At 63.7% G+C, this 22,081-nt stretch carries 24 protein-coding genes and 2 pseudogenes; 11 read left to right on the top strand and 15 right to left on the bottom strand.

The features are described 5' to 3' along the window. Positions 1–91: 91 nt before the first annotated feature. The 6 genes and pseudogenes from AB8Z38_RS10110 to AB8Z38_RS10085 form a co-directional block, all read right to left on the bottom strand. On the bottom strand, positions 92–1,393 hold the full coding sequence (locus tag AB8Z38_RS10110) for a M20/M25/M40 family metallo-hydrolase (protein WP_369724708.1): 1,302 nt from the start codon (positions 1,391–1,393) through the stop codon (positions 92–94). A 172-nt stretch (positions 1,394–1,565) separates the two neighbouring features. After that, a complete protein-coding gene (locus tag AB8Z38_RS10105) occupies positions 1,566–3,221 on the bottom strand; it encodes a TRAP transporter large permease subunit (protein ID WP_369724706.1) in 1,656 nt (551 codons plus the stop codon). Positions 3,222–3,247: 26 nt separating this feature from the next. Then, positions 3,248–3,829 carry a TRAP transporter small permease subunit gene (locus tag AB8Z38_RS10100; RefSeq protein WP_369724705.1) on the bottom strand — a complete coding sequence of 194 codons (582 nt, stop codon included), beginning with the start codon at positions 3,827–3,829 and terminating at the stop codon, positions 3,248–3,250. A 174-nt stretch (positions 3,830–4,003) separates the two neighbouring features. Further along, entirely contained in the window at positions 4,004–5,038 is a 1,035-nt protein-coding gene (gene moaA / locus AB8Z38_RS10095; protein ID WP_369724703.1) for a GTP 3',8-cyclase MoaA, read from the bottom strand. A gap of 117 nt (positions 5,039–5,155) precedes the next feature. Beyond that, positions 5,156–5,658 (bottom strand): annotated as a pseudogene (locus tag AB8Z38_RS10090) (hypothetical protein). A gap of 155 nt (positions 5,659–5,813) precedes the next feature. Beyond that, complete coding sequence (locus AB8Z38_RS10085) at positions 5,814–6,488, bottom strand: HAD-IA family hydrolase (RefSeq protein ID WP_369724701.1); 675 nt, start codon at positions 6,486–6,488, stop codon at positions 5,814–5,816. 164 nt (positions 6,489–6,652) lie between these two features. Here AB8Z38_RS10085 and rpiA point away from each other — a divergent pair, with 164 nt between their 5' ends. From rpiA to gor, 3 genes are read left to right on the top strand one after another with little or no spacing between them, the layout of a single operon-like run. After that, positions 6,653–7,402: a ribose-5-phosphate isomerase RpiA gene (gene rpiA / locus AB8Z38_RS10080; protein WP_369724699.1), complete on the top strand. Its 750-nt coding sequence runs from the start codon at positions 6,653–6,655 to the stop codon at positions 7,400–7,402. A 2-nt stretch (positions 7,403–7,404) separates the two neighbouring features. Beyond that, on the top strand, positions 7,405–7,923 hold the full coding sequence (locus tag AB8Z38_RS10075) for a DUF2059 domain-containing protein (RefSeq protein WP_369724697.1): 519 nt from the start codon (positions 7,405–7,407) through the stop codon (positions 7,921–7,923). Between the two features lie 60 nt (positions 7,924–7,983). Further along, entirely contained in the window at positions 7,984–9,372 is a 1,389-nt protein-coding gene (gene gor, locus AB8Z38_RS10070) for a glutathione-disulfide reductase (protein ID WP_369724695.1), read from the top strand. 9 nt (positions 9,373–9,381) lie between these two features. On the opposite strand, the pseudogene AB8Z38_RS10065 reads toward gor, so the two are convergent. Then, positions 9,382–10,522 (bottom strand): annotated as a pseudogene (locus AB8Z38_RS10065) (hypothetical protein). A 421-nt stretch (positions 10,523–10,943) separates the two neighbouring features. Here AB8Z38_RS10065 and AB8Z38_RS10060 point away from each other — a divergent pair. Both AB8Z38_RS10060 and AB8Z38_RS10055 read left to right on the top strand, forming a co-directional pair. Further along, positions 10,944–11,252, top strand: a complete 309-nt coding sequence (locus AB8Z38_RS10060; RefSeq protein ID WP_369724693.1) for a hypothetical protein — start codon at positions 10,944–10,946, stop codon at positions 11,250–11,252. A gap of 117 nt (positions 11,253–11,369) precedes the next feature. Next, the gene (locus AB8Z38_RS10055) at positions 11,370–11,750 is read left to right on the top strand and encodes a nuclear transport factor 2 family protein (RefSeq protein ID WP_369724691.1); all 381 of its coding nucleotides are present in this window, start codon (positions 11,370–11,372) and stop codon (positions 11,748–11,750) included. 52 nt (positions 11,751–11,802) lie between these two features. Here AB8Z38_RS10055 and AB8Z38_RS10050 read toward each other — a convergent pair whose 3' ends face one another. Together AB8Z38_RS10050 and AB8Z38_RS10045 are read right to left on the bottom strand one after the other, a co-directional pair. Continuing rightward, positions 11,803–13,440, bottom strand: coding sequence for a porin (locus AB8Z38_RS10050; protein ID WP_369724689.1), 1,638 nt, complete (start codon positions 13,438–13,440; stop codon positions 11,803–11,805). Between the two features lie 228 nt (positions 13,441–13,668). Beyond that, on the bottom strand, positions 13,669–13,902 hold the full coding sequence (locus AB8Z38_RS10045) for a hypothetical protein (RefSeq protein WP_369724688.1): 234 nt from the start codon (positions 13,900–13,902) through the stop codon (positions 13,669–13,671). Positions 13,903–14,514: 612 nt separating this feature from the next. Here AB8Z38_RS10045 and AB8Z38_RS10040 point away from each other — a divergent pair. The 4 genes from AB8Z38_RS10040 to AB8Z38_RS10025 are packed head-to-tail and all read left to right on the top strand — an operon-like array spanning position 14,515 to position 16,605. Then, positions 14,515–14,991: a tellurite resistance TerB family protein gene (locus tag AB8Z38_RS10040; protein ID WP_369724686.1), complete on the top strand. Its 477-nt coding sequence runs from the start codon at positions 14,515–14,517 to the stop codon at positions 14,989–14,991. Beyond that, positions 14,988–15,341: a hypothetical protein gene (locus AB8Z38_RS10035; protein ID WP_369724684.1), complete on the top strand. Its 354-nt coding sequence runs from the start codon at positions 14,988–14,990 to the stop codon at positions 15,339–15,341. Before AB8Z38_RS10040 ends, AB8Z38_RS10035 begins: the two co-directional genes overlap by 4 nt. Before the next feature lie 6 nt (positions 15,342–15,347). Next, entirely contained in the window at positions 15,348–15,986 is a 639-nt protein-coding gene (locus AB8Z38_RS10030; RefSeq protein ID WP_369724682.1) for a TerC family protein, read from the top strand. A gap of 37 nt (positions 15,987–16,023) precedes the next feature. Beyond that, positions 16,024–16,605: a TIGR00645 family protein gene (locus tag AB8Z38_RS10025; protein WP_369724680.1), complete on the top strand. Its 582-nt coding sequence runs from the start codon at positions 16,024–16,026 to the stop codon at positions 16,603–16,605. A gap of 44 nt (positions 16,606–16,649) precedes the next feature. Here AB8Z38_RS10025 and AB8Z38_RS10020 read toward each other — a convergent pair whose 3' ends face one another. The 3 genes from AB8Z38_RS10020 to AB8Z38_RS10010 form a co-directional block, all read right to left on the bottom strand. Continuing rightward, the gene (locus tag AB8Z38_RS10020; RefSeq protein ID WP_369724678.1) at positions 16,650–17,264 is read right to left on the bottom strand and encodes a helix-turn-helix domain-containing protein; all 615 of its coding nucleotides are present in this window, start codon (positions 17,262–17,264) and stop codon (positions 16,650–16,652) included. Continuing rightward, positions 17,185–17,619: a hypothetical protein gene (locus AB8Z38_RS10015; RefSeq protein WP_369724676.1), complete on the bottom strand. Its 435-nt coding sequence runs from the start codon at positions 17,617–17,619 to the stop codon at positions 17,185–17,187. Before AB8Z38_RS10015 ends, AB8Z38_RS10020 begins: the two co-directional genes overlap by 80 nt. 110 nt (positions 17,620–17,729) lie before the next feature. Further along, positions 17,730–18,668, bottom strand: a complete 939-nt coding sequence (locus tag AB8Z38_RS10010; protein ID WP_369724675.1) for a LysR family transcriptional regulator — start codon at positions 18,666–18,668, stop codon at positions 17,730–17,732. A 160-nt stretch (positions 18,669–18,828) separates the two neighbouring features. Here AB8Z38_RS10010 and AB8Z38_RS10005 point away from each other — a divergent pair, with 160 nt between their 5' ends. Beyond that, positions 18,829–19,401 (top strand): hypothetical protein, encoded by a 573-nt coding sequence (locus AB8Z38_RS10005; protein WP_369724673.1) that lies wholly within the window; start codon positions 18,829–18,831, stop codon positions 19,399–19,401. Positions 19,402–19,562: 161 nt separating this feature from the next. Continuing rightward, entirely contained in the window at positions 19,563–19,826 is a 264-nt protein-coding gene (locus AB8Z38_RS10000) for a hypothetical protein (protein WP_369724671.1), read from the top strand. A gap of 8 nt (positions 19,827–19,834) precedes the next feature. Here AB8Z38_RS10000 and AB8Z38_RS09995 read toward each other — a convergent pair whose 3' ends face one another. The 3 genes from AB8Z38_RS09995 to AB8Z38_RS09985 form a co-directional block, all read right to left on the bottom strand. Then, on the bottom strand, positions 19,835–20,626 hold the full coding sequence (locus AB8Z38_RS09995; RefSeq protein ID WP_369724669.1) for a hypothetical protein: 792 nt from the start codon (positions 20,624–20,626) through the stop codon (positions 19,835–19,837). Positions 20,627–20,695: 69 nt separating this feature from the next. After that, positions 20,696–21,097 (bottom strand): hypothetical protein, encoded by a 402-nt coding sequence (locus AB8Z38_RS09990; RefSeq protein WP_369724667.1) that lies wholly within the window; start codon positions 21,095–21,097, stop codon positions 20,696–20,698. Positions 21,098–21,157: 60 nt separating this feature from the next. Beyond that, positions 21,158–21,907 carry a hypothetical protein gene (locus AB8Z38_RS09985; RefSeq protein ID WP_369726794.1) on the bottom strand — a complete coding sequence of 250 codons (750 nt, stop codon included), beginning with the start codon at positions 21,905–21,907 and terminating at the stop codon, positions 21,158–21,160. Positions 21,908–22,081: the final 174 nt, after the last annotated feature.

The following is a 22,081-nucleotide window of genomic DNA, read 5'->3' as shown; positions in this document are numbered from 1 at the left end:
GATCCGAGCGCAGCGCGCGTTGATTCAGCTTCTCCCCACATCCGCCGTCGAAGGCTTCGGCGGACGTGTGCGGGGGAGGGAAGGTGCGCTGCTAGTTCAGCTTGCCGGTGGACAGGTCCATGATCATGCGTGTGGTCAGATAAAGCCGCGGCACGATGCTGTCGAGCTTTACATATTCGGCATCGTTGGAGTGTGCGCCGAAGCCCGACAGGCCCATGCCTTCCACCACCGCGCCCCTGGTCTTGAGCGCGGCAAAGGCCGCGTCGGTGCCGCCGCCGGTCGCTTTCTCGTCGACCTTGAGCGGGAGTCCGATCTCTCCGTAGATCGTCTTGCCGTAGGCCGCGATGCGGCGCGAGGCGTCGTTGGCCTCGAGCGGAGGACGGCGCACCTCGAATTTCAGCGCAACCCTGGACTCGGGCAGCAGGCGATTCTTGATCTTGTCCTGCAGTGCCTTCTCCAGCTCGTCGAAATCCGACACCTTGAGCGCGCGCGCATCGGCCTGGGCCGTGGCCTCGGCCGGGATCACGTTGCGGTTGGTGCCGGCCTTGGAGACGGTCCAGTTCAGCTTCAGGCCCAGCTCGGGCTTTGACAGGTCCTTCATCTGGAGCACCTGGTGCGAGAGCTCGTAGAGCGCATTGACGCCGCCCTCGGGCCGCGCGCCCGCGTGCGAGGATTTGCCGGTCACGGTGAGATAGGCCGAGCCGATGCCGCTGGTGGCGAGCCGCAGCGTGCCGTCGGTGCCGCCGCCTTCAAACGAGAACACCGCATCCTGATCCGACGCAAATTTGGTGATGGTGCTGCGCCAGCCCGGCGAGGAAATCTCCTCATCGCCATTGGTGAGCACAGTGAGGGTGCCGTAGTCCTTGAAATTCAGCTTCTGAAGCAACGCTACCGAATGGAGAATGAGCGCGACGCCCTGCTTGTCGTCGGCAATGCCGAGCCCGTAGGCCTTGTCGCCGTCGATCCGGAACGGCTGGTCCTTCAGCATGCCCTTGAGGTAGACCGTGTCCATGTGGGCGATCAGCATGATCTTCTTGCTGCCGGTACCGTTGAAGACGGCGTGCACGGCCGGGCCGATCTTCTCCGGCGTGTCGTCGAGGCGATAGATGTCGCTGGGCTGCAGGATCTCAACCGTACCGCCGAGCTGCCTGAGCTGACCGGCCACGCGCTCGGCGATCTGGTTCAGGCCTTCGACGTCCTTGCTGCCGGATTCGATGCTGACGAGATCGTGCAGGGTGTCGAGCAGCGGCTGCTGCTCCTTTTGGGCCAGCGCGTGAACATCGGCCACGACATTCGCAATGGGCTCGGCGCGCACAGCGTTTGCGGCACATGCCAGCGAGAGGCACGCGATCAACGGAGCAACAAGCGATGGAGCGGAATGCGATCGAGACATGTGCGGCGAACCATAGGTTGAAGGATGGCCCGGTATGCCCGCCTTTCCGGCGCTTGTCACGTGGGACGGCTTCGCGATCGTGCGCGGCGCCACGGCATTGGCGCTGCGCCTTCTCCCTGGATCCGCCTTCGCCCTGGCTTCGGCAGACATGGGGGGAGAAGGAAAGCGCGCCTTATTGCTTCGGCTGGCCGAAATCCAGCGGCGGCAGATCGATCTGCGGGATCTCGATCTTGATGGTGTTGGGATCGATGGTGGACTGCACGCCCTTGTAGTGCATGACCATCGACGGGAACGTGATCACGAGCACCACCATGATGACCTGGATCACGACGAACGGCACCGCGCCCCAATAGATCTGGCCGGTCGTCACCGGCTCCATGCGCTTGCCGGTGACGCGGTCGGTGTAGCGCTCCTTGGGTGCGACCGATCGCAGATAAAACAATGCGAAGCCGAATGGCGGGTGCATGAACGAGGTCTGCATGTTCACGCCGAGGATCACGCCGAACCAGATCAGGTCGATGCCGAGATGTTCGGCGGCAGGTCCGAGCAGCGGGATGACGATGAAGGCGAGCTCGAAGAAGTCGAGGAAGAAGGCCAGCACGAATACGAACGCGTTGACGAAGAGCAGGAAGCCGACCTGGCCGCCGGGCAGCGAGGTCAGCAGATGCTCGACCCAGACATGCCCGCTGACGCCGTAGAAGGTCAGCGAGAACACGCGCGCGCCGACCAGAATGAAAACGACGAAAGCGGAAAGCTTGGCCGTCGATTCTGTGGCCTGGCGAACGAGGTCCCAGCTCAGCCGGCCCTTCGCGGCGCCGAGAATCAGGGCGCCGGCGGCACCCATCGCGCCGCCTTCGGTCGGAGTGGCGATGCCGATGAAGATGGTGCCGAGCACCAGGAAGATCAGGAACAGCGGCGGCACCATTACGAAGGTGGTCTGCTGTGCCATCTTCGAGAGGAAGCGGAAGCCCGTGAGCTTCTCGACGATCCAGTTCACGACGGCGACGGCGAACGCAAACACGATGCCGAAGAACATGCTCAGCACGACGAAATCGGCGCCATGCGTCTCGGAATTCCGCATCATGAACCAGCCGAACACGCAGCTTGCCAGGAACAGCACGCCGAGCGAAGGCAGACCACGGCTGCCGCTTTCCTCGCGGAAGCCGATTGCTTCCTTCGGGAGGCCCGGCACGGCCTTCGGGAAGATCAGGCTGACCAGAAAGGCGTAGCCGGCGTAAAGGCCCGCGAGCACGAGGCCCGGAATGAAGGCGCCCTCGTACATGTCGCCGACCGACTTGCCGAGCTGGTCGGCCATCACGATCAGGACGAGAGAAGGCGGAATGATCTGCGCCAGCGTGCCGGACGCTGCAATGATACCTGTCGCGACACGGCGATCGTATCCGTAGCGCAGCATGATCGGCAGCGAGATCAGGCCCATCGAGATCACCGATGCGGCGACGACGCCCGTGGTCGCCGCGAGCAGGGCGCCGACGAAGACGACGGCATAGGCGAGGCCGCCGCGGATCGTGCCGAACAATTGGCCGATCGTATCGAGCAGATCTTCGGCCATGCCGGAGCGCTCGAGCACCAATCCCATGAACGTGAAGAACGGAATAGCGAGCAAGGTGTCGTTGTTCATCACGCCGTAGACGCGCTCAGGCAGAGCCTGCAGGAAGTCCGGGTGGAATTGACCGAGCTGGATGCCGATCACGGCGAAGAACAGGCCTACGGCGCCGAGCGAAAACGCCGCCGGGTAGCCGAGCAGCAGCACGACCACCAGCGACGCGAACATGATCGGCGCCATATTGGCGATAATAAACGCGGTCATTGAATCCCCCTGAGGCCGCTCGCCGACTACTTCTGTTCGATCGCTTCGACGAGGTGCTCGACTTCGGCCTCCAGCGCCGAAATCTGCGACTCGTGAGGATCCGGAATCATGCCGCGCATGATGGCGATCCGTTTGATCAACTCGGAGATTCCCTGCACGAGCAGCATCGCGAAGCCGATCATGATGAGTGACTTGGCGGGCCATTGCGGCAAGCCGCCGGCATTGCCGGATTGCTCGTTGATCTGGAACGAACGCAGGAAGAAGGGCACGCCGGTGACGAGCATGACGACCGTCAGCGGGATCAGGAAGAAAAGGTGGCCGATCACGTCGATGATGTTGCGAGCCGGCTTCGGCAGCATGGCGTTAACGATGTCGATCCGGATGTGCTCGTTATCGAGCAGCGTCCAGGACGAGCACAGCAGGAACACGATGCTGAACAGCACCCATTGTAGCTCGAGCCAGGAATTGGACGAGGTGTCGAAGGCCTTGCGCACGATCGCATTCGCCGCCGAGATGATCACGGCGACCAGAATCAGCCAGGCCAGCCGTTTGCCGGTCCAGCGTGTAAACGCGTCAATCCCGCCGCTCAATTTCAGGAGCGCTGTCAATGATAGGTCCTCCCCGCTTGTGCCCCAGCCATCTTGACTGCACCGACTCGGGCGCGTTCGGCTTATCTCGCCGCGCAGGCATGAGGCCGCCGCACAAAATCAGCGGGCGTGCCGTCCGTCAATCGGAAGTTTGTTGATACTTATGGGAAATCGCCCCGGGCAGGGCAGGTAACGCTAGCCGCCGGTGACGCTCATGTGCCTGGAGACGCTGGGGCGGTCGTGGCGGCGGTCGATGATGAAATCGTGGCCCTTGGGCTTGAGCCCGATGGCGCGGTCGATCGCAGCGGCCAGCAGCGTGTCGTCGGTCGACGCGCGCAGAGGTTTGCGCAAATCGGAGGCATCCTCGTGGCCGAGACAGGTGTGCAGCGTGCCCGTGCAGGTGACCCGCACCCGGTTGCAGGATTCACAGAAATTATGGGTCATCGGCGTGATGAGGCCGAGCTTGCCGCCGGTCTCGGCGACGCTGACATAGCGCGCCGGCCCGCCGGTGGTCTCGGCAAGATCCGTCAGCGTGAATTGCTGGGCGAGCCGCGCGCGCACCAGCGACAGCGGCAGATATTGGTCGATCCGCCCGGAGCCGATCTCGCCCATCGGCATCACCTCGATCAGCGTCAGCCCCATGCTCTTGCCATGGGCCCAGCGCATCAGGTCGGGGAGCTCGTCCTCGTTGAGGTTCTTCAGCGCCACCGCGTTGATCTTCACGGCGAGCCCCGCGGCACGCGCGGCCTCGATGCCTTCCAGCACCTTGTCGATCTCGCCCCAGCGGGTGATCTCGCGGAATTTTCGGGGATCGAGCGTATCGAGTGAGACGTTGATGCGGCGGACGCCGCAATCGGCGAGTTCCTGCGCATGCTTTGCGAGCTGCGTGCCGTTGGTGGTGAGCGTCAACTCACCGAGGGCGCCGCTCGTCAAATGCCGCGACAGCGAGCGCACCAGCGACATCACGTTGCGGCGGACAAGAGGCTCGCCGCCGGTGAGCCGCAGCTTCTTGACGCCTTTGGCGATGAAGGCCGAGCACAGACGGTCGAGCTCCTCGAGCGTCAAGAGGTCGGCCTTGGGCAGGAACGTCATGTCTTCCGACATGCAGTAGAAGCAGCGCAGGTCGCAGCGGTCGGTGACGGAGACGCGCAGATAGCTGATGGTCCGCCCGAACGGATCGGTCATGGCGCTCGACAGCGCGGCTCGGGAACTGGCAGAGGATCCGTTCATTCGAAATGCCTTGTCACTGACGGCGACGGCGCACCTTTGCTTCAGGGGTGCCGTCAGAGCAATCTAAGCATCAGAAACGGTAAGGACAATCGCGCCGTTGACGGCCGTTGACGGATGTCAGCGCTTGCCCGCGGTCGGTTCAGGGAACGGCGAACCCGCGGCGGGTGCTGCGGCGTCGGCCGGTGCTGCGGCAGGTGCTGCCGCGGCCGGCTTCGGCTTCTTCGGCTTCGGCCGGTGCGGCTTCTTCACGGGCTTGAGGGGCACTGCCGGCTGGAGCTCCGCAAACACGGGGTTCGGGTCGGTGGTGACGGAGGCGGGCGTGGTGAAATCGCCGGGATTCTTGATCAGGTTCACCGGCACGCTGACCGGCTGGTATTTATTGAGGGCGTAGTTGACCGTGAAGGGACTGTCGGGGGCGGGAACCGAGACCGAGCAGGGGTCTTGCAGCCCGGGCCGAGCGAGGTGTTCGCGTCGGCGCCCGGAGGATTGGATTCAAGCCGGACCTGCACGGTCGGTGGGGCTGATTGGAACATGTTCCAGGAGAGTGAGGAGCAGCCACCCAGACTTGTTGCCGCCAGGGCGCTCGCTCCGGCTAACGCGATAGCTATGACACGACGCATGACCATCCACTTCTACTGCGACGAACCGCCACATTCCCCAAGGAGACCTTAGGAGCGTCGTTTTCCGCAGGCAACCGGCGGGCCGCGCATAGTTAATAGATGGTTAACGCGGGGTCCGCACGAATTATGCAGGAGATTCAGTAGCTTGACGAGCCTTAAACCGTCATCAGGCTGCTTGCGGCGGCCGGCAGGTCGCGCATGTGATGGATCAGCCGGTCCGGTTTGAGTTCGGCGATCGGCACGTCCGTATAGCCAAAGCTGACCCCGATCACGGGTACCCCGGCGCGCCGGGCGACCCCGATATCGGGTCCGGCATCCCCGACCATGATGCTGGCCTTAACCTCGCCGCCGGCCCGGGCCACGGTCTCGCGGAAAATGGTCGGATCGGGCTTCTGGACCCCAAAGGTATCCGCACCGCAGATCGCCGCGAACCGGCGGCTCAGGTCGAGCTGGTCCAAGAGCCGCTTCGACAGCCATTCCAGCTTGTTGGTGCAGACCGCCAGCCGATGGCCCTGCGCCGCAAAAACCTCGAGCGCTGCCTCGAGCCCCTCGAACGGCCGGGATTCCACGGCGATATTGTCGGCATAATAGCCGATGAAATCCGCCGTCATCCGGTTCATCTCCGCAATGCTGACCATGCGTCCCTCGGCCTCCAGCCCCCGCTCGATCAGCTTGCGGGCGCCGGCACCGATCATGTTGCGGGCCGAGGCCATCGGCACCGGCGGCAGGCCTTCGCGGTCGAGCACATAATTCAGCGCGGTGATGAGGTCGGGCGCCGTATCCACGAGCGTGCCGTCGAGATCGAAGACGAGGGTGTAGGGGGAGGTCATTCCTCAAGCGCTATCGGTCCGGCCCGGGCCGCGCAAGGGGCGAGCGTATAAGATCACCTTATAGGCCTGCTCCCAGACCCTGTTCTCGAAGAGAAAACGAGGCTACACAGGCCGCCGCAAGTGCCGGTATTGGCGGCACATCCTTAAACTGAGGCGGGCGCAATTTGGATATGGACCAGTTGAAGCGGCAGGCTGCGGCGCGCGCCCTTGAGGACGTCCGTGACGGCATGCAGCTCGGGCTTGGCACCGGCTCGACCGCAAAGCACTTCGTCGAGCTGCTCGGAGAGCGGGTGCGGACCGGTCTCAAGGTGATCGGCGTTCCGACGTCGGAGGCGACGCGCCTTGATGCGATGCGTTGCGGCGTGCCGCTGACCACGCTCGACGAGATCGACCATCTCGACATCACAATCGACGGCGCCGACGAGATCGATCCCGAGCTCAATTTGATCAAGGGCGGCGGCGGCGCGCTGCTGCGCGAGAAGATCGTGGCCGCGGCCTCGGATCGCATGATCGTGATTGCCGACGAGAGCAAATGGGTGCCGACGCTCGGCCGGTTTCCGCTGCCGATCGAGGTCATTCCGTTCGGGTTAGAGGCGACACGCCGGGCGATCGAGAAGGCATTTGCGCAATGCGGCGTTTCCGGGCAAATGGCGGTCCGCAAGGCCAAGGATAGGGTCAAGGATGGAGCGAAGGGTGCGGACGAGGACGGCCACGTTTTCGTCACCGATGGCGGCCACTGGATCGTCGATGCCCAGCTCGGACGGATTGCGGATCCGGCTCATCTCGCCACGGCGCTGAGCGCGATCCCGGGCGTGGTCGAGCATGGGTTGTTCATCGGCTTGGCCAGCTCGGCCGTTTTGGCGGGTGGCGAGGGAATTCGCGTGATTGAACGGCGAAAGCCGAAAGGAGACTAGGAATGAAGAGCCTGTTGAAATTGTTGCCGGCCGCGACCCTCGCTGTGGGACTGGCCCTTTCGGCCGCCCCGGCTATGGCGCAAAAGCCTGCCGCGCCGAAAGCTTCGCCCGCGGCCATCGCGGCGGCCAAGGAGATCCTGACGATCAAGAACGCTTCCGGGATGTATGCCGGTGCCGTGCCCGGCATGGTCGAGAAGACCAAGATCGCGCTGACGCAGCAGAACCTCAACTACCAGAAGGACCTCAACGAGGTTGCGCCGATCGTCGCCCAGCAGCTCGCCGGCCGTCAGAACGAAATCGGCGAGGGCATGGCGCAGATCTATGCCAGCGAGTTCACGGAGCAGGAGCTCAAGGATCTCGTCACTTTCTACAAGTCGCCGCTCGGACAGAAGCTGCTCAGCGCCGAACCGAAAGCCATCGGTGAGAGCATGACCTTCATGAACACCTGGGCCCAGAACTTCTCCGAGACCGTCATGAGCGCCTTCCGGGCAGAGATGCGCAAGCGTGGCAAGGAAATCTGACAGCACCTATCTGACAGGGAATAGTTGATCGGAAATCCCTGAAAGAGGTCGGAGAGGACAATGACTGAATTCGACGTCGACCTCTTTGTCATCGGTGGCGGCTCGGGCGGCGTGCGTGCCGCCCGCATCGCGGCCGGCCACGGCGCCCGCGTCATGATCGCGGAAGAGTACCGCATGGGCGGCACCTGCGTGATCCGCGGCTGCGTGCCAAAGAAGCTGTTGGTGATCGGCTCGCATTTTCGCCACGAGCTCGAGGACGCCGCCGGTTTCGGCTGGACCGTTCCGCCCGCGAGCTTCGATTGGCCGACGCTGATCGCCAACAAGGACAAGGAGATCGCGCGGCTGGAGGCGGCCTACACGACGAACGTCGAGAAGTCCGGCGCCGAGATCGTCAAGACCCGCGCGGTGATCGAGGACAGGCACACCGTTCGCCTGCTCGAGAACGACAGGAGGATCACCGCCAGGTACATCCTGATCGCCACCGGCGGCGCGCCCAATCACGGCGCCATGATCCCCGGCATCGAGCACGTGATCTCCTCCAACGAGGCCTTTCACCTGAAGACGCAGCCGAAGCGCATCGTGATCCAGGGCGGCGGCTACATCGCGCTCGAATTCGCCGGCATCTTTGCAGGGTTCGGCTCCGACGTGACCGTGATCTATCGCGGCGACAACATCTTGCGCGGCTTCGACGAGGATGTTCGCGCCCATGTTCGCAGCGAGATGGAGAAGCAGGGGATCACCATCCTCACCGGGTGCACCGTGGCGAAGGTCGACCGCCACGGCGATGAATTCACCACGCATCTTTCGAACGGCTCGAGCGTCGCCTCCGACCAGGTGATGTTCGCGATCGGCCGGTATCCTGCGGTGGCCAATCTCGGTCTCGAAAAGGCCGGCGTCGCCATCAATCCGAACAACGGCGGCATCGCGGTCGATCATTTCTCGAAGAGCTCGGTCGACAGCATCTATGCTATCGGCGACGTCACCCATCGCCACAATCTGACGCCGGTCGCGATCCGCGAAGGACACGCCTTTGCCGACACCGTGTTCGGCAAGCGCGAGGTGAAGGTCGATCATTCCACGATCCCGACCGCCGTGTTCTCGCAGCCGGAAGTCGGCACCGTCGGTCTCACCGAGACCGAAGCGCGCGCACAATATGGCCATGTCGACATCTACAAGACGACGTTCCGCCCGATCAAGGCGACGATGTCGGGCCGCGACACCCGCATGCTGATGAAGCTGGTCGTCGACGGCTTATCCGACCGCGTGCTCGGCTGCCACATCGTCGGTGACGGCGCCGCCGAGATCACCCAGGCGGTCGCGATTGCCGTGAAGATGAAGGCGACAAAGGCCGACTTCGACGCCACCTTCGCGCTGCATCCGACCGCCGCCGAAGAGCTCGTCACCATGCGCACCCCGACCGCGCGCCACGTCCGGCAGGCGGCGGAGTAGGAACACCGCTTAGCCGTACAGATACCCGACCGGCCTGCCTTCGGTGCGCAGCGGACGGATGTCTTTCCCCGTGATGATCTGACCAGCCAGGCCGTCGATCTCGTCGCGCTGTGTCGGTGTCCAGCTGCGAAGGTCGTTCATGCCTTTCCAGAAGGCCGAGCCGGAGCACCTGGGTATTCTCGCCCAGTCCGACGAGGCTGATCGAGCTCTTGCCTGCCGTCACGACATCGCCGGCCGCCAGTTCGAAGGTCTCGCCAGCCTTGTTCTTGAATTCGGCCGTGCCGCGAATGACGCGATAGATAACGACCTCGCCCTTGGCAAAACAGGTCGGGTCCGCTGCTGCCGACGTGCTCTTCGGCAGCAACGAGTGGCCGCGCGGATCGGTGGCGATGATGTGGCCGGCGACGAGATGGCCGCTCGGAATCTCGATGCCGATATCGCGCACGTAAACCGGCATGGCCGATTTGATCGGACACTCGGCGAGCGGCTTGAACAGCGCATCGAGCGCCAAGGGATCCTGAAGCCAGAAGCCTGCATTGGCAGGGCGGTCATGCAAGGGGTGGCTCCAGGCCACCCGTGGCGTCTCGTCTTCGTTGATCTGATCCGGACCGACAATGGTCGGGTTCGGAAAGGTCGTCGGATCGGTGATGAAAGCTTCGAGGAATTTTCCGGAATAGCCCATCGAGATCGGGTCCGGCGCCACCGTCTGCGGCGTCTTGAGGTTCTCTTCGGTCGACAGGCCGGACCAGGTGTAGAACAGCTGGCGGTGCACGATCGCACTTTGCAGCATCACCGCGCCGGGGCCGACATTGTAAAAGCGGCCGTCGTAGTCGAAGGTGAACGCGCCCGAGGTGACCAGCACGAGCTGAAAGCCGCCCGGCGGAAGATGAAGATGGAAATCGGTCGGGCCGGTGTCGGGAAGGTAGATCGGCAGATTCGTCGCGACTTCGTGCAGCAGGAAGGTTTCGTTGTTGGCGTGGAAGCCTTCGTTGGCGCGGTTGTAGAGGGCCTGCGGACGGTAGGTCGCCTCGTACTTCGCATTCCGGTCGCGATCGATCGCGACGAAATCCTGCGTGTTGAGGCGGAGCGGCGCGCCATTCGGATGGGTGAGGCCGGTGATTTTGAGATCGCCCGCAGCATGCACGTTCATGACGTTCTCCGGTCTGAGCTTTGCTCTCTCGGGACGTCACTTGCGAATATTGGGCCAGTTCGGTTGCGGAGCAGCAAGCGGATCTTCGTCCGGAAGTGCTGAGCCCGGTTGGCAAAAAAACCGGTGGTTGCCCCAGAGGTTAGATCGCCCGCTCGTCCGCGACGCCGGACCGCCTGCACAAGCTCGCGAATTCGGGAATGAGACGTACGCTGTCTAATTTGTCGGCAAGTCATGTTTGTCGGCAAGTCATGGCAAGCGCGTGCAACTGCGCCGACGGGAGACCAACACCCACGCCTGCGGACCGGCCACGACGTCAGGCCGACCCCGGACTCATGAGCAAGCCGGGGCGAGATCGAGCACTACGCCGATTGACATTTTGTTCATGTTTTGTTCTTATGCTGTAACCGAGATGGAGGCAGCCATGGACAACCGCGTCAACGAAATCCGCAGAACCATCAGAGCCCTTCGCGTCAGCATGCTCGAGGCTGAAGCCATCATGCATGAGCAGATCAGACGGGACGAGGACTGTAGCTTCGTGGCGCAGGAAATCCTCAAGATGCGCTCGGTCATGAGTGTGCTCGCGAAGGAGCGTGTTGCGCTCGGCGACGACGAGCCGATCCTCGTGAAAAGCTTCTTCATTCCGCGGCGCCGGCCGACACGAAAACCGGTGGCTGCTCGTCCCCTGACGCATGGTTCGGTTTCCCGTCCGACGCTGGCGGCGAGAGCGTGATGCGGAGAACAGCTCACTCAAAGGACTGAGGCACGGGTCCGACGGCGGCGCGCCGCCGAGAACGGCACGGGACGAACTTCGATGCTAAGGTGCGGGAAGCCAACATCGGAGATCGGCATGGACGATCAAGCCAGGCTGGCGGCGCTTCAGCGCCATTGGGATGCCTCGGACGCGAACGATTTCGAGGCCGAGCATGACATCTACTGCGACGATGCCGTGCTCGATTATCCGCAATCGGGCGAACGGATTCACGGCCGCAGAAACATTCAGGGGAGCCGCTTCCTGCAACCCAACAGGAAGCGGTTCACGGTTCGGCGAATTGTCGGCGGAGGCGATCTCTGGGTGAGCGAATTCGTTCTGACCTATGACGGCGTGCCGTCCTACGTCGTGAGCATCATGGAGTTTCGCGAAGAATTCGTCGCTCACGAGACGCAGTATTTCGGCGACCGGTTCGATCCGGCACCTTCGCGCGCGCATCTTGTCGAGCGGGTGAGGTGAGTACCCCATGGGACTGCGGAGAGCCATGACTGGCTCTCCGCAGTTTTTCCTTTTAGAAGTCGAAGGTCATGCCGGTGGTCACGGCTTCCGCCTTGTTGCCCGCAACAACGTTGTTGTTGGCGTCGCGTCCACAGACACCGTAGCCATGTCCGCTGACGCCGAGGCAGTAATGCGCGCCCGGCCCGTTGCGCAGATAGCTGCCGACGAGGTACCAGCTCACGAACGGGCTGAGGTGATACTTCACGCCGAGTGCGTATTGGTCGGCGCTGGAGTCCACGCTGTTGAGCGCGAAGTCGGCGGAACCGGCCGGAGCCGAGACCGGGACCCCAGGGGTGGGATAGGCGTTGAGGACGCCAGTGCCGGGCGAGCCTGGCGAGGCGTTGGCGTGGGCCCAGGAGGCGCTGATGTCCCATTTCTCGACCGTCTGGGTCGCGCTCAGGAAGTAGCCGTCGCGCGAACGTTCGTTGAAATCGGCTACCGTATTTTGGCGGCGCATGATCTCGTAAATGCCATACAGTTGGAGGCTGCCGATCATGTCGTTGAACCGGTAGCCCGCGCCGAATTTCGCGGCCCATTCGTTGGCGATGCCGACGGCGCCCGGCGGCACGGTGAGAACGCCGCCATTGCTCAAGGGGGTCACCGCCTCGTCGCCGGTTCGGTTGGTGCCTTCGTGAAGCTCGTAGGCGGCGATTGCGGTGAATGGACCCTGGTTGTAGGTCAGCGATGCGCTGTAGAGATTGCCATATGATCCGTCGGTGCAGCCCTCCGGCGCCGATGTGAGCGGGAAGCCCGAGCCGCTGCCGCGCGACGAGGTAGCAGGGCAGTTGAAATCGCCGAGCGCAAAGTCACTGTTGTCCTTTGCCGTGTTCTGCCCGGGCGAGACCATGAAGGTGGCCTGGAAGCCGTTCCACACGGGCGATTCATACCAGATCGCGTGGGCCGCGCGCCAATCGAACTCGGCGCGGAGATCGCCTCCGGTGTTGCCCATGATCGAATTGTAATCGCCGAGCGTCGCCGAGAACGGATCGAACTTCGCAGTCGCCCTCTTGTAGGGCGTGTCCGCCTTGCCGGCCTTGATCGTGCCCCAGGGACTTTCCATGCCGAGGAAGCTGTCGCGCGTGCCGAATGCCGCGCGTTCGGTCGGAACGGCTGCGACCTCCACCAGCGACTCGAATTGTGCGATTGCCGCCCATCCCGGATAGCCATAGGAATCCAGATTGTGACGCGCGCGGACCCCGAAATAAGTGAGGTTAGAGGAAACGCCGAACTTGGTGCCCTGGTCGTAAACCCCGGCGTTGAAGATGTCGCCGGAGAGATCGACGTGCCCGTAGAGCGTGACCGTCGTGTTGTCGATGAACGGATTCGTGCCGGGCGCCTTGCTGTAGAGCGGAGCACCGCCGACGCTGACGACGGTGTGCTCAGGTGCCGGCGATGGCGCGACCGCCGCATGCAGCACCGGATTGCCCTTGGGCGATGCCGGCGCGACTGCGGTTACCGCTGACTTCGTCTCGCCCACGTGATTGACGCGTTCGCGAAGTCGCGCGTTCTCTTTCGCGAGCTTTGCGTTGTTGCGCTCGAGGGCATCGAGGCGCGCGACGACGTCGTCAAGTGTTGCAGCTCGCAGCGGTTGATTGAGAGCCGTTGCGCACAGCGCCGCGAAGCCTGTTCCAAGCAGGAAGGCCTTCCTCATGTCGTTTCCCCTTTATGCCGCGGGCCGTCTGATCCGCCCGGGATAAAGTGGAGCCTATTGTATGCCAGATGCCACATACAACGCTCGCGACAGCGCCACGCGCGCTTTCCTGGCGCGTGTGGCCAAATCGCAACTATTCCTGACAAAATGTGTCGCGCGGCGATGCGTCGCATTGCAGCACATCCAATGATCTCCGCCTGAAAAGGCGAATAGCTTCCGCGACTTGCGTCAATCGCCCCACGGCGTTTCGCCACGTCCGAGACGGCCAGCGATGTCGGTCTGGAAGGCGGTCGGGCCGAACGCGAACCATTCCTCACCGATCTGGTAGACGAGGAGGCGCCTGTTTTCGGTGCAAAACCCGGTCAGCCAATCCAGCGCCTTCTGCTTCGGCTGCCTGCCGACCGGCACCACGACATCGACAGGCAGGCCGCGCCAAAAGAAATTGGCAGCCAGCATGATCATGTCGGATCGGTCCGGCCGCATCCAATCCGGCAGCGGGCTGGACCCTACCAGCCAGCCGCAGACGAATTCGCGGCAGGGATGTTGTGGGCGCTCAGGATAGATCGCGCATCGCTGCGCCACGCTGAACGGGCAGGGTTGCCCCTTGCTCACCTTGTGTCCACGCACTTCGATCCGGAGCCAGCCATCGCAGCAGGCCGTGCAGCTTCCGCAGGTTCTCGCGACCTGAGGGCTCATGGGCGAAGGCGTTGCTCTGGCCGCATCTCGATGATCCGTGGTGCGAAGTGGCGTGCTTACTGCATTTTGGCGCACCGATCTAACGTTTCATTCCCAACTCCACACGGCGGATACACCGCCACAAGGAAACCGATGCGGCGGCTGGTCGCACCGGTTCCGTCTTGATTCCGATGGTCTCGGCTTTATCTGCTAGGACAACACGAATCCGGGCCCCTCTGGCGAGGACGCCGACAATGTCGGTCAAACCTCGCGATGTCGGATGACCTGTCCCGCGCGAATGCGATGGATCGGCCGATCGTCGGGCCTTCTGTGTTGCCTCCGACCCAATCGTCCCCATCGCAGCTCCGTGCGGCCATTTCGCAAAGTTGAGGAGCAACGATGACTGACGCCAAATACTCAAATCCAATCGAACTCGATATCACCGAACCGTCCGGTCTCAATGAGCAGGCTGCGGTGGCGCTGGTGATTGCCGGCGCACTGGTCGCGGTTGCCGACCGGCGCGTTTCGCCGGTCGAGCGCGACGAGGTGATCCGCTTCATCAGGGAGCGCGGACTGGCGCCGCACCTCGCTGAGGAGCGCCTGTTCGCGATGTTCGACGAGCTCGCAGAGCGGCTCGAAGAGCCGGACTTCGCCAACGTGGTGATCGAGAAGCTGCGGCCGATCGCGGACCTGCCGCTCTCGTCCCATCTCGTCGAGCTGTCGGAGCGCGTCGCGGCCGCGGACGAGGACGTGCATCCGCATGAGGTACAGGCGATCAAGCTGCTGCGCCTGCTGACGCTGGTGTTGCCGCGCGCAAAGCCAGTCGTCTCGACTGCGCATTCGAAACAGCGCGTCGTCTCCGCGGAGGAAGCATGAGCGCCGCTTCCGACGAGCAAAGGACGAGACCCGAGGAAGCCGCTGGCGAAACAGCCGGCGGTGACCCGCGGCTCGACGCGCTCGTCCATCGGCTTCCGCCGCGCGTTGCCGGCGCCGTCACCTATCTACTGAAACCATCCAGTCGCTGGGTCAGAATTCCCTCCGGCGCGCTGCTCGTCGTCGGTGGCGTGCTGTCGTTCCTGCCGGTGCTCGGCATCTGGATGCTGCCGCTTGGGCTTGCATTGCTCGCCGAGGACGTGCCGGCGCTGCGCTCGTCCCGTTCAAAGGTCTTCGACTGGATCGAGCGCCGCAAGCCGCATTGGCTCGATCCGTCCGCATCTCAAAAATGATCGAACATGACTGAATTCATCGCCGCCGACGCGCTGACCGCGCTGCTCCAGGTCGTCCTGATCGACCTCGTGCTGGCCGGCGACAACGCCGTCGTCATCGGCCTTGCAGCGGCGGGCCTGCCCGCCGAGCAGCGCCGGCGCGCCATCGTCGTCGGCATCGTTGCCGCCACTGGCTTGCGCATCGTCTTCGCCGGCATTGCGACCCAATTGTTGCAGGTCATCGGTCTGCCGCTGGCCGGCGGCGTCCTGCTTCTGTGGGTTTGCTGGAAGATGTGGCGCGAGCTGCGTGAGCAGGCTACGCATTCGAGCGCGCTCGCGTTCGGCCATGGTAACGGCGCAAGCACGGCATCGGAGCCGCGCAAGACGTTCGGGCAAGCCGCGGCGCAGATCGTCGCCGCGGACGTCTCGATGTCGCTCGACAACGTGCTGGCGGTCGCAGGCGCCGCGCGCGAGCATCCCTACATCCTCGTCTTCGGCCTGCTGCTGTCGGTCGCGCTGATGGGCATCGCCGCGGACCTGCTCGGTCGCGTGCTCCAGAAGCAGCGCTGGATCGCCTATGTCGGCCTCGCCATCATCGTCTACGTCGCCTTCCAGATGATCTATCGCGGCTCGCTCGAGCTCGCGCCGGTCATCGCGAGCCTCTGAGCAGAGGCGCGTCCCTGTCCGCAATCCGGAGTGATCAATGATGTCCGAACCCAAAGCACGTTTGGCGCTGTCCGCGCCACCGCCGCAGATCGGGCCGTTTGCCCAGCTCATCTTCGGCTCGCGCTGGCTGCAAGTGCCGCTCTATGTCGGCCTCATCATCGCGCAGGCAGTCTATGTGCTGCTGTTCCTGAAGGAGCTCTGGCACCTGGTCGCGCACTCGTTCGACGCCAGCGAGCAGCAAATCATGCTGATCGTGCTCGGGCTGATCGACGTCGTGATGATCTCGAACCTGCTGGTGATGGTGATCGTCGGCGGGTACGAGACGTTCGTGTCGCGACTGAACTTGAACGGTCATCCCGACGAGCCGGAATGGCTGAGCCACGTCAATGCCAGCGTGCTCAAGATCAAGCTTGCCATGGCGATCATCGGCATCTCCTCGATCTCGCTGCTGCGGACCTTCATCGAGGCCGGCAATCTCGGCACGACACGGAGCAATTTCACCGAGACCGGCGTGATGTGGCAGGTGCTGATTCACCTGACCTTCATCATCTCCGCAGTCGGTATCGCCTGGGTCGACCGCATCAGCGAGAGCGGGCAACGCAAGGCCGGCCACGGCTGAGGCTGAACACGGCGCGATCGGTGGGAATTGTTGTCGCGCCCAGATCAGAAGCGAAGCGCGGCGTCCGCAAAAGAGCGGGCGTTTACCAGCGTCTCGGACGGCATCTCGCCGAACATCGTCTTGTAGACCTTCGAAAATTCGCCCATGTGCCAGAACCCGTTCGCGAGCGCCGCAGCCTTGATGGTCGCTCCGTTGCCCGCGGACATCAGCTGCATGCGAACCGACCATAGACGTTTGAGCCGCAGATAGTGATGCAGGCTGACGCCATGCACTGCATGGGCCGCGGTCTGCAGTGTGCGCACGGATACGCCGAGCGCGCTCGCGAGATCGTCGCTGTAGAGCGGTTTGCCGCCGCATAGCGCGGCCACTTCGTCGAGGCGCGCGATCAGCCTGCGGTGCCTGTCGAACGACCCGCGTCGCGGGGCCAGTGCGTCGGCCGTCACCAGCGTTGCGTCGAGACAGGCGAGCAGCGTCTCCTGGATCGGCCGGTTCAGCGCTTCGAACTGCCGGGGATCGTTGGCTTCGGCGGCCAGGCTGAACATGTTCAGGATCGTGGCGCGCAGGCCTGCCATGGTCGCGTCATGTGGCCGGAAGAATCCGAGCCCGCTGTCGTAATCCGCCCAGCCGCGATGGCGCATGTCGGAGTTGAAGCGCATCATCAGATAGGTGTTGGGATCTCTGCTCGACGGATCTGACGGGGACCCTGCCGCGAACGACGCCCACCGTCGAATTGTCGATCTCGCGGCCGTTGCTGATCGAGTGAAAGCAGAATGGGACCACGAGGCCGACGCCATGGTCGGTGCCGACATCGACGTCGAGCTGGCGGGCGAAGGCGCGCTGAAGCACGAACAGCCCGTCCTCAAGCGGCAGGATGGCGCGCGACAGCGAGAAATCGCGCGGGCGGAGCGGCGTGCTGGTGCCGAGACCGAGCACCTCGTTGGCGCGAAATTGGCCGAAGTCCGAGAAGCGCTCGATGGCGAGGACGCGCGATGGCTTCAGCCGATGGAGCGGCATCTTGGAATCCTCGAGGGGTAGTCTGAGATGGCGGCTCAATCCAGGAAAGGTATCAGATAGCCTGTCATCGGCCATATTCCGGATAAGTACTGGGGCTCGGCGACGCTTCATCACGCAACATGCGGATAGGCCGCGTTCTCCTGACGCTCGCGCTCGCCGAGCTCGCGCACGAGCTCCTGAAGGAAGGACTCGGTGTAGGCGGGCAGGGTACGCTCGGCGCGGACATAAATGCCGAGATCCGACCATACCGGGCTGCCGGCATTGTCCAGCGTCAGGAACACGAGCTGGCCCTCGCGCGACAGCCGGCCGATCCCAAGCTGGGTCTGGAATGCGACGCCGACGCCGCGCGCGGCGAGCTCACGCATCAGGTCGATCGAGTTGGCCTGGATCGCAGGCTCAGGCGTCTCCGACAGCTGCGCGATCAGCGGCTGGAGCAAATGATAGATCGACAGCTCCGGCAACGCGTTGATGACGGGAAAGGCGAGGCATTGCTCCAGCGTGACCGTCTTGCGGCGCGCCAGCGGATGCTCGCGTGCGACCAGTGCGCCGAGGCGAAACCGTTTCAGCGCAACCTGCCGCAGGTCGGGCGGATGCCTGAGAGCGATCGCGATGCCGATATCGGTCTCGCCACGGCTGAGGGCTTCCAGCACCCCCGAGGATCCCATCACCTCCGTGGTGAAGCTGACGCGCCGGGCGCGGCCGCGGTGCGCGGCGATCAGGTCTGGCAGCACTGATTCTGTGAGCGACTCGATGCAGGCGATGCTGACCGTGCCGTGCCAGGCGCCCGACAGGGACGCGACATCCGAGCGGAAGCGATCGAGGTCCTGCAGCACGTTCATCACGTGCCGGGCCAGCATCTCGCCGACCGTCGTCAGTGTCAGGCCGCGCGCATTGCGCTCGAACAATGGTGATCCAACCTCCTGTTCCAGCTTGAGAATTTGACGGCTGACGGCGGACGAGGCGACGTTCAGGAGCCGCGCCGCAGCCCGGATCGAGCCGGTGCGGCGGACGGCGTGGAAGTACTGGATGGCCGGTGAGTGAAATCGCATGGGACCCCCGATCCGACTATAGCTGTTGCCGAAACGGCAGCAATATGTGCGAAATTCTCTGCCTTTTGAGAGCGCTGTTTTCACCCTAGTGTCATGCGGGGACGGGCCTGTCGGGCCCGCGCGATGGCGCGCCCGCAACGATGCGGCAGGGGATTTCGGGGTGGACGAGACTATCGCTTGCGAGCCGGAGCACGGGCGTGACGCCGCTCTGGTCGACCGTCGCCGCGCGGCGGCTTATGTCGGCGTGACCGCCGGCCGCTTCGAGCAATTGGTGCGTGACAGCGTCGTGCCCCCGCCGGTGATGGTGGACAACAAGCGGCGCTGGCCCGTTGCCTTGCTCGACGTCGCGAAAGCAACGGTCGGCAGCAGCATCCCAAGCCTGCCGCCGGTTGTTGCCGTCGCCGAAGCGCGTCCGTGCGAACGGGACCCCGCGCCAGCGTCGCGCGAGCTGCCCGACCAGGCCTGGTTCGAGCAACGGGCGCGATTCGTTCAGCGCGTCCGCAGGTCGCTGCTCTCAGGCAACGAGATCAGCCTGCTGCGCGAGTTCAAGGTGCTCAAGCAGAACCAGATCAGCATGTTCGGCTATTACGGAAGCTTTGAAGCCCTGATGGTGCGCGGCTACATCGTCGAACTCGACCGCAAGCCGCCCTCGAGCCGTCCGCTGGTGACCTACCGGCTCACCACTCAAGGCGAGCAGGTGATCTCCGCGCTCAAGGACGAGCTGGCGATCTGAGATCAGGAAGGCCTGCTCAGGCCGCCTCTCACTATCGAGATCGGTAAAATTGTCTGCATTCCGCTCAGCCCAAGCAAACCCTGCGGACAAGATTCAACCAGCCTTAAACCTCGGTTTTGGAACCGACGTGCATGCTTCCCGGCAAAGAGTGGGGCATCAGCATGTCAGTTCTCAGGGAGATCGTCGTTGCGGTGGCGGGTGTCTACGCGCTGCTGTTCGCGTGCGACGCGGTGTTCGGCGTCGGCGAGGCGCGTTTCGACGACGCCTATTACAGCGCCGGCTTCTACGCGCCGCGCCCGAAGGAATTCCGCTTCGCAGGCGACACACCGCCGGCGGTGCGCGTCAGCGCCGCCTTTGCGCAGTTTTCGCCGGCTGAATCCAGGTCGAACAGGCGCTACTCGTCGCTGACGACGATCATCCGCTAGTCGGCTTTTCAGGCTCGCTCCGCGGCCGGGTTCTCACCCGGATGCCGTCCCGCGCGTTGCGGCAACAGCAACACGCAGGTCACCATGAAAGCCGCGATCAAGGCCGAGGCCAGCGGCCGGCTCAAGGCGAGGCCGCCGTGGTCGAGCGGCTTGTCGAGAAAGTCGCCGACGGTCGCGCCCAGTGGACGCGTCAGGATGAAGGCCGCCCAGAACAGCGTAACGCGCGAGACGCGCGTCCAGAAATACAGCGCGGCAACAACGGCGAGCGCCGCCGCGAAGATCAGCGCACCACCGCGGTAACCCATATCGCCGGTATCGGCGAGCCAGTCGCCGAGCGCAGTGCCTAGCGTCTGCGAAAAGGTGATGGCGGCCCAGTAGAAAGCTTCGACGCGCGGTGTACTGACGCTGTCGACCGAAATGGTTCCCTCGGTGCGATACCAAAGGCCGAGCACCAGCACGAGACAGGTCAGCAGCAGCGTCGAGCCGCCGGTGTAGCCGATGCCGAGCGATCGGTCGGCGAAGTCGGCCATCGTCGTGCCGAAGGTCGTCGATGCCACGATCGTCGCCCAGTACAGCGCCGGATGGAATTTTCGCGCGCGGATTTGCGCTGCGACCAGGACGACCATCGCGGCGAGGAACAGGCCGGTCCCCGCGAGATAGCCCCAGTTCAACGTCATCGTGACGGTGTCGCCACCGGTTTCGCCCAACGTCGTGGCGGCGATCTTGATGATCCAGAAGCCGAGCGTGACTTCCGGGACCTTGCTCTCGCTGACGATGCGGATATTCGTGTGATCTTTCATGGAATCCTCTTCGCTACGTCAGCCGCCAATCGTGGTCTGCGGCTGATGGATGACGGCGCGCGGACAGGGTCACGCCTTGGCGACGCGATCCATGACCAAAAGCAGATCGGTGACAGCCTGCTTGCACTTTGCGGCATCCGGTGTTCCCGCGCGCAGCGCCTCCAGCGCGCGGTCGATTGCTTTGTCAACGGAGTGCCAGTCGGCGGCCGCGCGCGGCTTTAGTCCCGCCTCGGCTTCATCCCATTTGGTCTCGAGATCCTTGAGCCGGGTCTTGGCGCCAGGAAGGTCGCCCTTGTCGATGATCGCGGCAACTTCGACCGCGATGGTTCGGAACGGCGTGAGGTCGCCGAGCCTAGTCGTCGCGGCTTCCGCGAGCGGCACGAAGGTAATGTGCTGACTCGCATTCATCCACGGCCCGCCGGAAAAGGTTGTCACCAGGCAAACGGCGACGGCGGCAATGAGTTTCATCATGTGATTTCTCCTGTTGCGGCTCCTGCTTTCCTGCAGGGAGCGTTGAAGTTCCGATTGGAGTCATTGCGCCTGATCGGCACGGCGCGCGCCACCGCCTTCGAACGTCACCCAGGCGACGAGGCCGACGATCACGGTCAGGAAGACGATGCTGGTGTGGACCGTGCCGAGACCCATGCCACCATACTCGTGCGACTGCGACAGCAGATCGCCGAGCGAGGCGCCAAGCGGACGGGTGAGGATGTAGGCGAGCCAGAAGGTCAAGACGGGGTTGGCGCCGAAGTAGAAGGCGAACGTTACCGCGGCGATCAGCGAGGCAAACGCGACGACGCCGAGCTGGAAGCCGAGGCCGAGCGCTTCGGTCGCGAGATCGCCCGCGGCCGTGCCGAGCGCGAAGGTGAACAGGATCGCGGTCCAGTAAAACAATTCGCGCCGCCTCGTCACGATGGTGTGGATCGACAGCGTGCGCTCTGCGCCGTGCCAGATCGCAAAGGTCGCTGCGAGCGCGCAGGCGAACGCGGCGGTACTGACATAGAGGCTGATCTCGAGTTTGTCGGTGAGGAGATCAGTGAGCTGCGTGCCGACGATGCTGACGAGGATGACGGTGAGCCAGTAGATCCAGGGCACATAGGCGCGGCGGCTCAGTTGCATGAGCAGCGCGGCAACCAGCAGGGCGCTCATGCAGATGGCCGTCAGGCTGGCGCCGAGGCCGACATGCACCGCAAGATAGTCGGCGCCGGTCTCGCCGACCGTCGTCGAGAGAATCTTAATGGCCCAGAAGATCGCGGTGACCTCCGGAACCTTGTTCAGCATCTGTCTTGCGCCATAGACCGAATATTGCGACACGCCCAAAATCTCCCAAAGCCGAAGCGATGCCGGACTGTGGTGCAGGCAACTTAGGCCCGGCTTAGGGATTTTTCGGCGCAGGGCGGCCTTCGCCGCAATTCGGGCCCGCTGAGGCTCCCTAACTCCGGGCTAAGTCGGAAG

Origin of the sequence: Bradyrhizobium sp. LLZ17 (assembly GCF_041200145.1) — a bacterium.
In the GTDB taxonomy this organism is placed as follows: domain Bacteria; phylum Pseudomonadota; class Alphaproteobacteria; order Rhizobiales; family Xanthobacteraceae; genus Bradyrhizobium.
Note: the sequence above shows the minus strand (reverse complement) of the source record. Positions and strands in the feature narration are given on the sequence as shown.

What these genes read in the sequence shown, in the direction of transcription:
- AB8Z38_RS10040 (WP_369724686.1), top strand. Translation starts at nt 14,515, where the DNA reads ATGACTGACGCCAAATACTCAAATCCAATCGAACTCGATATCACCGAA.
- AB8Z38_RS10075 (WP_369724697.1), top strand. Translation starts at nt 7,405, where the DNA reads ATGAAGAGCCTGTTGAAATTGTTGCCGGCCGCGACCCTCGCTGTGGGA.
- AB8Z38_RS10085 (WP_369724701.1), bottom strand. Translation starts at nt 6,488, where the DNA reads ATGACCTCCCCCTACACCCTCGTCTTCGATCTCGACGGCACGCTCGTG.
- AB8Z38_RS10035 (WP_369724684.1), top strand. Translation starts at nt 14,988, where the DNA reads ATGAGCGCCGCTTCCGACGAGCAAAGGACGAGACCCGAGGAAGCCGCT.
- AB8Z38_RS10050 (WP_369724689.1), bottom strand. Translation starts at nt 13,440, where the DNA reads ATGAGGAAGGCCTTCCTGCTTGGAACAGGCTTCGCGGCGCTGTGCGCA.
- AB8Z38_RS10055 (WP_369724691.1), top strand. Translation starts at nt 11,370, where the DNA reads ATGGACGATCAAGCCAGGCTGGCGGCGCTTCAGCGCCATTGGGATGCC.
- AB8Z38_RS10030 (WP_369724682.1), top strand. Translation starts at nt 15,348, where the DNA reads ATGACTGAATTCATCGCCGCCGACGCGCTGACCGCGCTGCTCCAGGTC.
- gor (WP_369724695.1), top strand. Translation starts at nt 7,984, where the DNA reads ATGACTGAATTCGACGTCGACCTCTTTGTCATCGGTGGCGGCTCGGGC.
- AB8Z38_RS10010 (WP_369724675.1), bottom strand. Translation starts at nt 18,668, where the DNA reads ATGCGATTTCACTCACCGGCCATCCAGTACTTCCACGCCGTCCGCCGC.
- AB8Z38_RS10015 (WP_369724676.1), bottom strand. Translation starts at nt 17,619, where the DNA reads ATGCCGCTCCATCGGCTGAAGCCATCGCGCGTCCTCGCCATCGAGCGC.
- AB8Z38_RS09995 (WP_369724669.1), bottom strand. Translation starts at nt 20,626, where the DNA reads ATGAAAGATCACACGAATATCCGCATCGTCAGCGAGAGCAAGGTCCCG.
- AB8Z38_RS10045 (WP_369724688.1), bottom strand. Translation starts at nt 13,902, where the DNA reads ATGATCATGCTGGCTGCCAATTTCTTTTGGCGCGGCCTGCCTGTCGAT.
- AB8Z38_RS09985 (WP_369726794.1), bottom strand. Translation starts at nt 21,907, where the DNA reads ATGCTGAACAAGGTTCCGGAGGTCACCGCGATCTTCTGGGCCATTAAG.
- AB8Z38_RS10020 (WP_369724678.1), bottom strand. Translation starts at nt 17,264, where the DNA reads ATGATGCGCTTCAACTCCGACATGCGCCATCGCGGCTGGGCGGATTAC.
- AB8Z38_RS09990 (WP_369724667.1), bottom strand. Translation starts at nt 21,097, where the DNA reads ATGATGAAACTCATTGCCGCCGTCGCCGTTTGCCTGGTGACAACCTTT.
- AB8Z38_RS10060 (WP_369724693.1), top strand. Translation starts at nt 10,944, where the DNA reads ATGGACAACCGCGTCAACGAAATCCGCAGAACCATCAGAGCCCTTCGC.
- moaA (WP_369724703.1), bottom strand. Translation starts at nt 5,038, where the DNA reads ATGAACGGATCCTCTGCCAGTTCCCGAGCCGCGCTGTCGAGCGCCATG.
- AB8Z38_RS10025 (WP_369724680.1), top strand. Translation starts at nt 16,024, where the DNA reads ATGATGTCCGAACCCAAAGCACGTTTGGCGCTGTCCGCGCCACCGCCG.
- AB8Z38_RS10105 (WP_369724706.1), bottom strand. Translation starts at nt 3,221, where the DNA reads ATGACCGCGTTTATTATCGCCAATATGGCGCCGATCATGTTCGCGTCG.
- AB8Z38_RS10110 (WP_369724708.1), bottom strand. Translation starts at nt 1,393, where the DNA reads ATGTCTCGATCGCATTCCGCTCCATCGCTTGTTGCTCCGTTGATCGCG.
- AB8Z38_RS10000 (WP_369724671.1), top strand. Translation starts at nt 19,563, where the DNA reads ATGTCAGTTCTCAGGGAGATCGTCGTTGCGGTGGCGGGTGTCTACGCG.